Below are 13,145 nucleotides of genomic sequence, written 5' to 3' on the forward strand. Positions count from 1 at the left end.
GTCACAGGATCAAATCACGCAGTTCATCAGGCATAGCGCCCGGTTGTTGAATAGCAGCGAGGTCAGCGGCAGAAACCGCATTCCAGGCATCTTCGTCCCATAGTTGGAACTTGTTCAGTTGGCCCACCAGCATCGCGCGCTTGTCCAGCTTGGCGTACTCGCGCAGGCGCGGCGGCACCAGGAAACGACCGCTGCCATCAAGCTCGAGGTCGACGGCATTACCGATCAGCAAGCGTTGCAGGCGGCGGTTTTCTTCACGCAGCGAAGGCAATGCGCGCAGTTTGGTTTCGATGATTTCCCACTCATCCAGGGGGTAAACGCACAAACATGGGTCAACGGCGTCGATCGTGACGATTAATTGCCCCGAACTTCGCGAAACGAGCTCGTCACGATACCGGCTGGGCATGGCGAGCCGGCCTTTTGCATCGAGACTGATAGCGTTAGCTCCGCGAAACACGTCTGCGTTTCTCCACTTTTTGGCGTTTTACCTTCAAAAAAACCCACTTCATGCCACTTTCCGCCACTTGCGCACACTATAGGAATGCGCCCACCGCACCGTCAAGGCGCGCAATGAAGGAAAAGCCTTATAGATCGGAGATTTAGGAGCGTTTCAGGAGGGGTAACAAGAATCTGACGTAGGAAAAGTCGCCTTAACCTGAGGCAGCACAGGGGACTGCACGCACAAGTTAAAGTGATTTGTTAAGAGTAAGATTTTTTTGGTATTAGGAACTGCGTCTGCCAGTGATTCCGGCAGGAAGGGAAAAGGTGGAGAGTCGATCTGTAAGCCGGGTTCTGTCTTGAACAGTCATTCGTCTACGATGGCCATCACTGGACACCTTTAGCAACCTACCCGGTCCCAGCGCGGGCCACGCCTTGGGACCCTATTTGGTCTTGCTCCAAGTGGGGTTTACCTAGCCACGAACTGTTGCCAGCCGTGCGGTGCGCTCTTACCGCACCTTTTCACCCTTACCGGCGCCGAAACGCTTAGGCGGTTATTTTCTGTGGCACTTTCCGTAGGCTCACGCCTCCCAGGCATTACCTGGCACTTCGCCCTATGGAGCCCGGACTTTCCTCCCCCCCCTAATTTTCATAGAGGGCAGCGACTGTCCGATCGACTCTCCGCCGCGAAGGTTAACGGTAGAGCGCTGGAAGAACAAGCGCTAAAAGCCTTGGGCCAGCACCGTGTCCCGGTTTCACTGGCCTTTCTGTTTTTCCAGTGCGACCTGATACAACACATTCTTGCGCTCGCCAGTGATCTGCGCCGCCAGCGCCGCGGCGCGCTTGAGGGGCATTTCCTCGAGCAGCAGGTTCAGGACGCGCATCGCCTCGCTGCTGACGGCATCCTCGCTTTGCGGCGGCGTCCAGCCTGCCACCAGCACGACGCATTCGCCGCGCTGCTGGTTGCTGTCGTTTTCGACGAAGGCGCGCAACTCGGCCAAGGGCAGACCCTTGAGGGTTTCAAAGGTCTTGGTCAGTTCACGGGCCAGCAGCGCCTGGCGCTCAGGACCGAACACCAACTCCATGTCTTGCAGGCATTCCAGGATGCGGTGCGGTGCCTCATAGAAAATCAGCGTGCGCGGCTCTTCCTTTATAGCTCCCAGGCGCGCCCGTCGGCCAACGGCCTTGGCCGGCAGGAAACCTTCAAAGATGAAACGGTCCGACGGCAAGCCTGCCGCCGACAGCGCCGCGATCAATGCGCAAGCCCCCGGTACCGGCACCACGCTGATGCCGGCCGCCCGGGCCTGGCGCACCAGATGATAGCCGGGGTCGGAAATCAGCGGCGTACCGGCATCGGAAATCAGCGCGACGCTATCGCCCGCCAATAGCCGGGTAATGAAACGACTGCCTTCGTCCCGCTCATTGTGCTCATGACAGGCCGCCAACGGCGTGGAAATGCCGAAATGTTGCAGCAGGCGCTGGGAGTGGCGCGTGTCTTCAGCCGCGATCAGTGCGACCTCCTGCAGGATCTTCAGCGCCCGAGCACTGATATCGTCCAGGTTGCCGATGGGCGTCGCCACCACATAAAGCGAGCCGGCAGCGGAATTCAAAGCACCTGGAGCAGTCAAAACGCGTACCTCATGATCGGTAAAAACCGCCATTGTAGCGTGTAGCGGCGGTCTCGGCTGTTCGCAGTACCTGGCACCCCGAGGCGCCGCCTCTCACTAGAAGGTTGCACCAGCCTTTGTGGCGAGGGAGCTTGCTCCCGCTCGGCTGCGCAGCAGTCGTAAAAATCTGCAGCCACATCCTGAGGTAGCGTGTTGAATGTTTTTTGGGGCTGCTACGCAGCCCAGCGGGAGCAAGCTCCCTCGCCACAAAGGGTCAATGCCTGTCTTTTGTGCTGCGCCGCACTCTTTGAAATACCTAAATTGATCGATTCACGCCACTAACATCGCGCCCCGGCCAGTGCTTGGGTACAATTCGACGCTAATTTGATCTCGTATCAGGAACACTTACATGATCGCTTGCCTGCGGCTGCTCTCCGCCCTCTGCCTCGCTGCCCTCCTGGCGGCTTGCGCCAGCTCGCCCTCGTCCAGCCTTGGCGAACTTCCACGGACCCCGGATGCCAGTATCGAGCAACTGCTCGAACAGGCCAACCAAAGCAAAACCCCGGAAAAAGCCGCCCTGCTGCGCCTGAGCGCCGCGGACCTGGCCTACCGCCAGGGCAATGCCGGCCAGTCCGCACAGATCCTGCAACAAGTGCCGATGGAGCAACTCAAGCCCGGCCAGCAGATTTTCGCCAGCACGCTGTCGGCTGAACTGGCAATGACCCGCAACCAGCCCAAGGCTGCGCTGACCGCCCTGAGCCATCCAAGCCTGCAACACCTGAGCGAAATGCCGGTGGAGCAGCAGGTCCGCACCGGCACCGTCCGTGCCCGCGCCCTCGAGGCCGACGGCCAGACCCTGGCCGCCGCCAAGGAGCGCATCTTCATCGCGCCCCTGCTGGAGAACGATGCCGCAGCGAAAAACCACGAAGCCATCTGGTCACTGATCGCCTCGCTGCCCACCGACCAGTTGCAGCCAACCTCCGCCGACGACCTCGGCGGCTGGCTGAGCCTGGCCCAGGTCGTCAAGACCGCCGGCACCTTGGAACAGCAGCAGGCGGCCATCGACCAATGGCGCGAGCAGAACCCGAAGCACCCTGCCGCCCTGCAACTGCCGACACCCCTGGTCAAGCTCAAGGAACTGGCCAGCCAGCCATTGAGCAAGATCGCCCTGCTGCTGCCACAGAGTGGCCAGTTGGCAGCGGTTGCCAAGGCCTTGCGCGAGGGCTTCATGGCCGCGCACTACCAGGCCCAACAGGCCGGGCAGACGCCGCCAAGCATCCAGTTCTATGACAGCGCCAGCCTGACCTCCATGGACGAGCTCTATCGCAAGGCCCAGGCCGACGGCGTGCAACTGATCATCGGCCCGCTGGAAAAACCACTGGTCAAGCAGATCAGCACCCGCCCGCAATTGCCAATCACCACCTTGGCACTGAACTACAGCGAAGGCGAGCAAGGGCCACCGCAACTGTTCCAGTTCGGCCTGGCGCCTGAGGATGAAGCCCGCGAAGTGTCCCGTCGCGCCCGCGCCGATGGCCTGCATCGCGCCGCCGCCATGGTACCGAAGGGCGAATGGGGCGATCGCGTACTGAAGGCCTTCAGCCAGGACTGGCAGGCCAACGGCGGCACCATCGTCGCCATCGAACGCGTCGATCAGCCGGTCCAGTTGGCCCAGCAGATTGCCGACATGTTCCAGTTGCGCCAGAGCGAAGGGCGCGCCAAGAGCCTGCAAAACACCGTTGGCACCACGGTCGCGGCCCAGCCGTCCCGTCGCCAGGACATCGAATTCATCTTCCTCGCCTCGACACCGCAGCAGGCTCAGCAGATCAAGCCGACCCTGAACTTCCAGTACGCCGGCGACGTGCCGGTCTATGCGACGTCTTCGGTGTTCAGCGCCAGCGGCGACCAGAACCAGTACAACGACATGAGCGGCATCCGCTTCTGCGAAACCCCGTGGCTGCTCGACGCCAATGACCCGCTGCGCAAGCAGGTCACCGCGCAGTGGCCCCAGGCGGGTGGCAGCCTGGGTCGGTTGTACGCGATGGGGGCGGACGCCTACCGCCTGGCGCCTCGCCTGGGTCAGCTCAAGACGTTGCCGGACAGCCGCATCGAAGGCCTGTCGGGCAGCCTGGCCGTGTCTCCCACCCAGCGCGTACAGCGCCAACTACCCTGGGCCGAGTTCGTCAACGGCCAGGTGCAGCGCCTGCCGGACACGCAGCGCTGATGCCTGACCGATCAAGCCAGCAAAGCGGACGGGATGCCGAGGGCCAGGCCCTCGCGCATCTCGAGCAACACGGCCTGCGGCTGCTGGCGCGGAACTGGTTATGCAAACGTGGCGAGCTTGATCTGGTCATGCTTGACGGCGATACAGTAGTATTCGTCGAAGTCCGCTACAGAAAAAATACCCAATGGGGTGGCGCGCTCGACAGCATTGACGGGCGCAAGCGCCAAAAGCTGATTTTCGCTGCGCAGTACTTCCTGCAACGCGAGTCTCGCTGGGCCGATCACCCCTGCCGCTTCGACGTGGTTGCCATCGACAGCAACGCCGACCAGTTGAACTGGCTGCAGAACGCCTTCGACAGTTGAGCGCCCATGCCGAGCCGGACACCTTCACCTAACTTTTTTGCTCTTTGCTTTGCGCGCCGCACCTATTCGTGCCGATAAGCCGCGCTACTTAAGGTCACACTGATGGACATGCAATCGCGAATTCGCCAGCTTTTTCAGGCCAGTATCGACACCAAGCAACAGGCGATGGACGTACTTGCACCGCACATCGAGCAAGCCAGCCAAGTGATGGTCAACGCCTTGCTCAACGAGGGCAAGATGCTTTCATGCGGCAACGGCGGCTCGGCCGGCGACGCCCAGCACTTCTCCTCGGAACTGCTCAACCGCTTCGAGCGCGAACGCCCGAGCCTGCCGGCGATCGCCCTGACCACCGACAGCTCGACGATCACCTCGATCGCCAACGACTACAGCTATAACGAAGTTTTCTCCAAACAGATCCGCGCCTTGGGCCAACCCGGCGATGTCCTGCTGGCGATTTCCACCAGCGGCAACTCGGCCAATATTATTCAAGCGATCCAGGCCGCACATGATCGCGAAATGATTGTCGTAGCATTGACCGGTCGTGACGGCGGCGGCATGGCGTCACTGCTATTGCCCGAAGACGTCGAGATCCGCGTACCGGCCAATGTCACCGCACGTATCCAGGAAGTCCACCTGCTGGCGATCCACTGCCTATGCGACTTGATCGACAGCCAACTGTTCGGGAGTGAAGAATGACCCCTAATCGCCTAGGCCTTCTGGCCCTGACCCTGTGCCTCGGCATCAGCGGCTGCACATCGGTGGTTAACGCCAGCCGGGAAAAGCCGATTGAAGATGACCGCGGCACCCGCACCTTCGGCAGCAAGATCGACGACTCCCTGATTGAAACCAAGGTCGGCGTGAACATCGCCAAGGCCGATCCGGACCTGGACAACAACTCGCACATCGTCGTCACCAGCTTCAACGGCGTCGTATTGCTGGCCGGCCAGACCCCACGAGCCGACCTCAAGGCCAAGGCCGAACAGGAAGCCAGCGCCGTGCAGCGGGTCAAGACCGTGCATAACGAGCTTCAGGTCCTGCAACCTTCTTCGCTACTGGCGCGTCAGAACGATGCCTGGCTGACGACCAAGATCAAGACGCAGATGCTCACCGATGCCAGCATTCCTGGTTCGCGCATCAAGGTTGTGACTGAGAATGGCATTGTCTATTTGCTGGGGTTGTTGACCAAGAAAGAGGCTGCGCAGGCGACCAACCTGGTGCAAGGTGTGTCTGGGGTGCAGAAAATCGTCAAGTTGTTTGAGTACATTGACTGATTATTGAATTTCAGTTGCTCAAGAAAAACGGCGCTTCTTCCGAGACGGAAAGCGCCGTTTTTTTGGGCTTCGCTTTTTTTGGGGTGTGATCGGTGTGTATATCCGTTGCTGCGGTAACGGCGGCTTAGGGTTCCGCTCTTACAGCGGGTCACTTTTGGAAGAGCGCCAAAAGTAACCAAAAGCGCTTTGCCCCACCACTCGGCACCTCGCCTAGGCTCGGTGTGCCCTCACTCCGGCATTGCTCCGTGGGCACGCCGCGAAGGGCCATCCATGGCCCAGCGCGGCTAACCCGGCATCCATGCCGGGTTACCCACTCCACAACACCTCCGTTCAGCCAGCGTGGTTAACGGGGCGCCCGAGATCAACGTCCACCGCGAGGCGGCCTTAGAGCCGACCTGATTCTTGATGAGACAGCGTGCCTCCTGTGGGAGCGAGCTTGCTCGCGATGGCGATAGCTCAGTCACATGGATGTTGGGTCTGCCGGCCCCTTCGCGAGCAAGCTCGCTCCCACAGGGGGACTGTGTTGAGCAATAAGTTTTGTGTTCACTGAAGATCGAATGTGGGAGCGAGCTTGCTCGCGATGGCGGCGGGGCAGTCAGTATTGATGTTGCCTGACAGACCGCTATCGCGAGCAAGCTTTGCTCCCACAGATCTAACGGGTGTACGACCGGGAGAGTCAGGTCGGCTGTTAGGCCGCCTCGCGGTGGACGTTGATCTCGGCGCCCCGTTAACCACGATGGCCGAACGCAGGCATTGCGCAGTGGGCATCCCGGCATGGATGCCGGGATAGCCGCGCTGGGCCATGGATGGCCCTTCGCGGCGGGCCCACGGAGCAATGCCGGAGTGAGGGCACACCGAGCCTAGGCGAGGTGCCTAGTGGTGGGGCATAAAGCGTTTTGCTTACTTTTGCGCTTCTCAAAAGTGAGCCGCCGTAAGGGCGGAACCCTAAGCCGCCGTTACCGCAGCAACGGATACACACACCAACCATCACACAAAAAAAATGCCCACATCTCACGATACGGGCATTTTCTTAACCAAGTCACCAAGCTTTCAAACAGCCTGTATCTGGCACATATCTACCTACTTCACCACTTTCAAACTCGGCCGCCCGCTAGGACGCGGCGGCTCGTCATCCGGTGGAGGCAAATCATCATCCGGCTCGAACTCTTCCTCGCCATCGAGCGGCGCTTCCAGCTCGAACACCATGCCCTGGCCATTCTCCCGAGCATAAATGCCCAAGATCGCAGCAACAGGCACGTACAGGGTGTGCGGCACACCACCGAAGCGCCCTTCGAAGCTGACAGCGTCGTTGTCCATGTGCAAGTGACGCACAGCGGCTGGCGACACGTTCAGGACAATCTGCCCGTCATTGGCAAAACCCTGCGGCACCTGCACCGATGGATACTCGGCGTTGACCAGCATGTGCGGGGTGCAATCGTTGTCCACAATCCACTCGTAGAGCGCGCGGACCAAATAAGGTCGACTGGAGTTCATAGCGGCTCCCTAAGCCTTAGCGCATGTCGCGTTCGACACCAGACAGACTCGCCTGGAATGCCTCACGCGCAAATTGGCGCTCCATATAATCAAGCAGCGGCTTGGCAGGCCGCGGCAGTTCGATACCCAAAATCGGCAAACGCCAGAGTATGGGCAATAGGCAGCAATCCACCAGACTTTGTTCCTCACTGAGGAAAAACGGCTTGTCGACGAACAGCGGCGATACGCCCGTCAGGCTTTCACGCAATTCCTTGCGCGCCACGACCCGCGCCGGCTCCTTGGTCCGGGAATCCAGGATCAAATCCACCAACCCGCACCAGTCACGCTGGATGCGATGGATCAGCAAACGGCTATTGGCACGCGCAACAGGATAAACCGGCAGTAAAGGTGGATGCGGATAACGCTCATCCAAATATTCCATCACCACAGTCGATTCCCACAACGCCAGGTCACGATCGACCAGTGTGGGCAGGCTGCCGTAAGGGTTCACCTCGATCAGCTTCGGCGGCTGACGGCCCGCTTCGACGTATATGATCTCGGCGCTGACACCCTTCTCTGCCAGTACGATGCGTACCCGGTGGGAATAGTGGTCGGCGGGGTCGGAGTAACAGGCCAACCGATTGGTCACGCCCATGGCGATCCTCCTCGCTTGTTGAAATTATCGAAAAACGGAAAAGCGAGCGCGCCCAGAGGGCGCCTCCCGTAACACCTGGCGGGCCAGGCTCGTTACATTTTCAGAGACGCCCTTGGGCGCGCACGATTAACAGCAACGGCTTACAGCTTTATCAATGCACGTCTTTCCAGTATTCACGCTTGAGCAGGTAAGCGAATACGAAGAAGAACGCCAGGTACAGCAATACATAGGTACCGATGCGCTGATGCTCCAGCTTCACCGGGTTGGCCGAGTAGGCCAGGAAGGTCACCAGGTTCTTGACCTTCTCGTCAAACTGCTCCGGGGTCAGGCTGCCGGTGTTCGGCAATACGGTCAGTTGGTCGCAGGCTTCATGGGTCAAAGCCGAGCCGGTCAGCGGATCGAATTGCTTTTTACCGTCTTCAACGATCTGAACCTGTTTGCAGCCTACCACCTGGCGACCCTGGAGGCCGACCAGAACGTTAGGCATGCCGACGTTCGGGAAGACCTTGTTGTTCACGCCCCATGGACGGGAAGGATCTTCGTAGAACGAGCGCAGGTAGCCGTAAAGCCAGTCGGTGCCACGCACACGGGCAACCAGGGTCAGGTCCGGCGGCGCGGCGCCGAACCAGGTCTTGGCGTCCGCCGGCTGCATGCCGATGTTCATGTGATCACCCAGCTTGGCACCGGTGAACACAAGCTTCTCGAGCATCAGCTCATGAGGAATGCCCAGGTCATCGGCCACGCGCTCGTAGCGCTGGAACTTAGCACTGTGGCAGCCCATGCAGTAGTTGGCGAACGTACGGGCGCCATCCTGCATGGCCGCTTTGTCGGAAACGTCGATGTCGACTTTTTCCAGCTCCGGCCCACTCGACGCGGACGCAAAGGACAGTACAGGCAAAGCAGCAAGAATCAGTACAGAAAATAGCTTTTTCATCAGCCAGTCACCCTTTCCGGAACCGGTTTGGTCTTCTCGAGCCTGGTGTAGAACGGCATCAAAATGAAGTAGGCGAAATACAGGAAGGTGCAGACCTGCGACAGCAGCGTCCGGCCCGGTGTCGGTGCCAGTACACCCAGCACGCCCAGGATCACGAACGAGATGCAGAACACCACGAGCCAGATCTTGCTCAGCCAGCCTTTGTAGCGCATCGACTTGACGGGGCTGCGGTCCAGCCACGGCAGGACGAACAGCACGGCGATGGCCGCGCCCATGGCAATAACGCCCAGGAGCTTGTCCGGGATCGCCCGCAAAATCGCGTAGAACGGCGTGAAGTACCAGACCGGGGCAATGTGCTCAGGGGTCTTGAACGCGTTCGCCTGCTCGAAGTTCGGCTTCTCGAGGAAGTAACCACCCATTTCCGGGAAGAAGAACACGATGGAGCAGAAGATAAACAGGAAGACCACCACGCCGACGATGTCTTTCACGGTGTAGTACGGGTGGAAGGCGATGCCATCCAGCGGTACGCCGTTCTCGTCCTTGTGCTTCTTGATGTCCACGCCATCCGGGTTGTTCGAACCGACTTCGTGCAGCGCCAGGATGTGCAGCACCACCAGACCGAGGATCACGATCGGCAGGGCCACGACATGCAACGCGAAGAAGCGGTTCAGGGTAATGCCCGAGATCAGGTAGTCACCACGGATCCACTGGGTAAGGTCGTCGCCAATGACCGGGATCGCACCGAACAACGAGATGATCACCTGGGCACCCCAGTAGGACATCTGGCCCCACGGCAGCAGGTAGCCCATGAAGGCCTCGGCCATCAGCGCCAGGTAGATCAGCATGCCGAAGACCCACACCAGCTCACGAGGCTTCTGGTACGAACCGTAGAGCAAGCCACGGAACATGTGCAGATAGACCACGATGAAGAACGCCGAAGCGCCAGTGGAGTGCAGCAGGCGCAGGATCGAGCCGTACTCGACGTCGCGCATGATGTATTCGACGGAGGCGAACGCCTCTTCCGCCGACGGGGTGTAGCTCATGGTCAGCCAGACACCGGTGACGATCTGGTTGACCAGAACGAGCAGCGCCAGGGAGCCAAAGAAGTAGAAGAAGTTGAAGTTCTTCGGAGCGTAGTACTTGCTGAGATGGTCTTCCCACATTTTGGTCGCGGGAAAGCGCGCATCAACCCAATCCATTAGTTTGCTCATCACGCTTTCTCCGTATCGACGCCGATGACAATGATGTCGTCGGTCTCATAGGAATGCGGGGGAACTGGCAGGTTCAGAGGTGCAGGCTGCGACTTGTAGACGCGACCAGCCAGGTCGTAGTGGGAGCCGTGGCAAGGGCAGAAATAACCACCGACCCAGTCCTTGCCCAGATCGGCAGGGGCCACTTCAGGACGGAACGTTGGCGAGCAACCCAGGTGCGTGCAGATACCGATCAGCAGCAAAACCTCTGGCTTGATCGAACGCGTTTCAGGATTGACGTATTCCGGTTGGACCGAGTTCTTGGAGGACGGGTCGGACAACTGACCCTCGATCTTTTTCAGATTCCCCAGGATTTCCTCTGTACGGCGGACAATGAACACCGGCTGGCCGCGCCACTCAGCAATCATCTGCTGGCCTGGCTCGATCTTGCTGACATTCACTTTCACCGGTGCACCTGCGGCTTTCGCCTTGGCGCTGGGAAACCATGACCCCACGAACGGGACCGCAGCCCCCACCGCTCCTGCAGCACCCACCACGGATGTGGCTGCTACCAGGAAGCGACGCCGGCCTGCATTCACGCCGTCATTGCTCATTCAGTCCTCTCCCATCAGCTTTGTGGCCTGTTAAATCAGGCGTCTACTAAGTAAAAATCTGAACTTATAAAAATTTTGCCGAATGGTAATGAAAAGCCCCAATTCTGACAAGGTAATTACCAAGCGGCCAAACCGCTAAGCCTTGTAGTATAGGGGTTCTACGAATGTGGCAAGTTGTCACAGAGCAATTCTTTTGCCCATAAAAAAACGCCCAGCTCCGTGAGGAACTGGGCGCCTTTTGAAAGCGGAAGCGAAATTAACGCTTCGAGTACTGCGGACGCTTACGCGCTTTACGCAGACCGACTTTCTTACGTTCAACTTCGCGAGCATCGCGAGTTACGAAGCCGGCTTTGCGCAGAGCACCACGCAGAGTCTCGTCGTAATCCATCAGGGCGCGAGTGATGCCGTGGCGGATTGCGCCAGCTTGACCACTTACACCACCACCGATAACAGTGACGTAGATGTCGAATTTTTCGACGGTCTCGGTCAGTTCCAGCGGCTGACGAACTACCATACGGGCAGTTTCGCGGCCGAAGAAGTTATCCAGGGAGCGGTTGTTGATGGAGATGTTACCAGTGCCCGGACGCAGGAAAACGCGTGCGGTTGCAGTCTTGCGACGGCCAGTGCCGTAATTTTGAGTCGCCGACATAATGAACTATTCCGTTAAAACTTCAGTTCTTGGGGCTGCTGAGCAGTATGAGGGTGAGCAGCGCCCGCATAAACCTTCAGCTTACGATACATGTCGCGACCCAGTGGGTTCTTAGGCAGCATGCCTTTAACCGCGGTCTCGATCACGCGCTCAGGGGCTTTGGCGATCAGCTTTTCGAAGTTGATCGACTTGATGCCGCCAGGAAAACCGGAGTGGGAGTAGTACATTTTGTCAGTGGTTTTAGCGCCAGTAACACGTACTTGCTCAGCATTGATCACGACGATGTAGTCACCGGTGTCAACGTGAGGGGTGTACTCAGGCTTGTGCTTGCCACGCAGACGGCTCGCGATTTCGGTGGCCAGACGACCCAGGGTCTGACCAGCAGCGTCGACGACAAACCAGTCGCGCTTTACTGTTTCCGGTTTAGCAGTAAAAGTTTTCATTCTTTATAGCCTCAGGGGCCGCCCTGTAAATTAGACGGCGGATCTTACTGAATAGTGCGTACTTTGACAAGTCAAAGGCAGCCGGATACAGACGCTTTCGGGGGCTCGGGTCGGCGCGTCCGTTCAACGGCAAGATTCTTCGGCGGCGGCGCATCACTTCCACTGCAGAAAGAGGTGCGCAATTATGCAGATTGCGAAAAATATTTCAACCTGCTTTTATGATTGTTTTGCCCAAGGAGTTCCCGATGGACTATCGCCAGCTAGGCCGTACCGATCTGAACGTGAGTGCCCTGTGCCTCGGCACCATGACCTGGGGTGAGCAGAACAGCGAGGCCGAAGCCTTCGCCCAGATCGAACGCGCCAAGGGTGCCGGCATCAATTTCATCGACACCGCCGAGATGTACCCGGTGCCACCCAAGGCGGAAACCTACGCCACCACCGAGCGCTACATCGGCAATTACTTCAAGACCCGTGGCGACCGTGCCGACTGGATCCTGGCGAGCAAGATCGCCGGCCCCGGCAACACCATCGACTACATCCGCGACAAGAACCTCAAGCACAACCGCCGCCACATCGTCGAAGCCGTGGACGCCAGCCTCAAGCGCCTGCAGACCGACTGGATCGACCTCTACCAACTGCACTGGCCGGAACGCAGCACCAATTTCTTTGGCCAACTGGGCTACCAGCACAAGGCCGACGAAACGTTCACCCCGCTGGAGGAAACCCTCGAAGCACTGGACGAACAGGTCCGCGCCGGCAAGATCCGCCATATCGGCCTGTCCAACGAAACGCCTTGGGGCACCATGAAGTTCCTCGCCCTGGCCGAGGCCCGTGGCTGGCCGCGGGCGGTGTCGATCCAGAACCCGTACAACCTGCTCAACCGCAGCTTCGAGATCGGCCTGTCGGAAATCGCCATTCGCGAGCAATGCGGCCTGCTGGCTTATTCGCCCCTGGCGTTCGGTTTCCTGTCGGGCAAGTACGAAAACGGCGCCCGTCCCGCCAAGGGCCGCCTGACGCTGTACAGCCGCTTCATGCGCTACTTCAACCCACAATCGGAAGCAGCATGCAGCCGGTATGTGGCCCTGGCCCGCGAACATGGCCTGGACCCGGCGCAGATGGCCCTGGCGTTCGTCACCCAACAGCCGTTCGTGACCAGCAACATCATTGGCGCCACCACGCTGGAGCAACTGGACAGCAACATCGCCAGCTTCGATCTGAAGCTGTCGGATGAAGTGCTGGCAGGGATCGAGGCGATTCACAAGGATCAGCCGAATCCGGCGCCCTGATC

General features: G+C 59.3%; 14 protein-coding genes and 1 other RNA gene. 5 read left to right on the forward strand and 10 right to left on the reverse strand.

The window, feature by feature from the left end:
• Position 1: 1 nt before the first annotated feature.
• From mraZ to rsmI, 3 genes are all read right to left on the reverse strand, one after another.
• On the reverse strand, positions 2–457 hold the full coding sequence (mraZ, locus tag J3361_RS10235; protein WP_003205355.1) for a division/cell wall cluster transcriptional repressor MraZ: 456 nt from the start codon (positions 455–457) through the stop codon (positions 2–4).
• A gap of 308 nt (positions 458–765) precedes the next feature.
• Positions 766–1,119, reverse strand: an RNA gene (rnpB, locus tag J3361_RS10240) — RNase P RNA component class A.
• Positions 1,120–1,193: 74 nt separating this feature from the next.
• Positions 1,194–2,099, reverse strand: a complete 906-nt coding sequence (rsmI, locus tag J3361_RS10245) for a 16S rRNA (cytidine(1402)-2'-O)-methyltransferase (RefSeq protein ID WP_207964307.1) — start codon at positions 2,097–2,099, stop codon at positions 1,194–1,196.
• Positions 2,100–2,454: 355 nt separating this feature from the next.
• On the opposite strand from rsmI, the gene J3361_RS10250 reads away from it, so the two are divergent.
• The 4 genes from J3361_RS10250 (at position 2,455) to J3361_RS10265 (ending at position 5,899) form a co-directional block, all read left to right on the forward strand.
• The gene (locus J3361_RS10250) at positions 2,455–4,266 is read left to right on the forward strand and encodes a penicillin-binding protein activator (RefSeq protein ID WP_207964309.1); all 1,812 of its coding nucleotides are present in this window, start codon (positions 2,455–2,457) and stop codon (positions 4,264–4,266) included.
• Complete coding sequence (locus J3361_RS10255) at positions 4,266–4,628, forward strand: YraN family protein (RefSeq protein WP_207964310.1); 363 nt, start codon at positions 4,266–4,268, stop codon at positions 4,626–4,628. The genes J3361_RS10250 and J3361_RS10255 overlap by 1 nt, the downstream gene beginning before the upstream one ends.
• 102 nt (positions 4,629–4,730) lie before the next feature.
• A complete protein-coding gene (locus J3361_RS10260) occupies positions 4,731–5,324 on the forward strand; it encodes a phosphoheptose isomerase (RefSeq protein ID WP_007928463.1) in 594 nt (197 codons plus the stop codon).
• Complete coding sequence (locus J3361_RS10265; protein ID WP_003178201.1) at positions 5,321–5,899, forward strand: BON domain-containing protein; 579 nt, start codon at positions 5,321–5,323, stop codon at positions 5,897–5,899. The genes J3361_RS10260 and J3361_RS10265 overlap by 4 nt, the downstream gene beginning before the upstream one ends.
• A 1,080-nt stretch (positions 5,900–6,979) precedes the next feature.
• Here J3361_RS10265 and J3361_RS10270 read toward each other — a convergent pair.
• From J3361_RS10270 to rplM, 7 genes are all read right to left on the reverse strand, one after another.
• The gene (locus tag J3361_RS10270; RefSeq protein ID WP_207964313.1) at positions 6,980–7,393 is read right to left on the reverse strand and encodes a ClpXP protease specificity-enhancing factor; all 414 of its coding nucleotides are present in this window, start codon (positions 7,391–7,393) and stop codon (positions 6,980–6,982) included.
• Between the two features lie 16 nt (positions 7,394–7,409).
• A complete protein-coding gene (locus tag J3361_RS10275) occupies positions 7,410–8,027 on the reverse strand; it encodes a glutathione S-transferase N-terminal domain-containing protein (RefSeq protein ID WP_003178195.1) in 618 nt (205 codons plus the stop codon).
• Positions 8,028–8,178: 151 nt separating this feature from the next.
• Positions 8,179–8,961: a cytochrome c1 gene (locus J3361_RS10280; protein WP_207964315.1), complete on the reverse strand. Its 783-nt coding sequence runs from the start codon at positions 8,959–8,961 to the stop codon at positions 8,179–8,181.
• Positions 8,961–10,172 carry a cytochrome bc complex cytochrome b subunit gene (locus J3361_RS10285; RefSeq protein ID WP_030138561.1) on the reverse strand — a complete coding sequence of 404 codons (1,212 nt, stop codon included), beginning with the start codon at positions 10,170–10,172 and terminating at the stop codon, positions 8,961–8,963. The genes J3361_RS10280 and J3361_RS10285 overlap by 1 nt, the downstream gene beginning before the upstream one ends.
• Positions 10,172–10,765, reverse strand: a complete 594-nt coding sequence (petA, locus tag J3361_RS10290) for a ubiquinol-cytochrome c reductase iron-sulfur subunit (RefSeq protein WP_003205363.1) — start codon at positions 10,763–10,765, stop codon at positions 10,172–10,174. The genes J3361_RS10285 and petA overlap by 1 nt, the downstream gene beginning before the upstream one ends.
• Before the next feature lie 256 nt (positions 10,766–11,021).
• A complete protein-coding gene (gene rpsI, locus J3361_RS10295; RefSeq protein WP_003205364.1) occupies positions 11,022–11,414 on the reverse strand; it encodes a 30S ribosomal protein S9 in 393 nt (130 codons plus the stop codon).
• A gap of 14 nt (positions 11,415–11,428) precedes the next feature.
• Positions 11,429–11,857 (reverse strand): 50S ribosomal protein L13, encoded by a 429-nt coding sequence (gene rplM / locus J3361_RS10300; RefSeq protein WP_003205365.1) that lies wholly within the window; start codon positions 11,855–11,857, stop codon positions 11,429–11,431.
• 245 nt (positions 11,858–12,102) lie between these two features.
• On the opposite strand from rplM, the gene J3361_RS10305 reads away from it, so the two are divergent.
• On the forward strand, positions 12,103–13,143 hold the full coding sequence (locus tag J3361_RS10305; protein WP_207964317.1) for an NADP(H)-dependent aldo-keto reductase: 1,041 nt from the start codon (positions 12,103–12,105) through the stop codon (positions 13,141–13,143).
• Positions 13,144–13,145: the final 2 nt, after the last annotated feature.

Origin of the sequence: Pseudomonas sp. OA65, assembly GCF_017498305.1 — a bacterium.
GTDB lineage: Bacteria > Pseudomonadota > Gammaproteobacteria > Pseudomonadales > Pseudomonadaceae > Aquipseudomonas > Aquipseudomonas zanjanensis.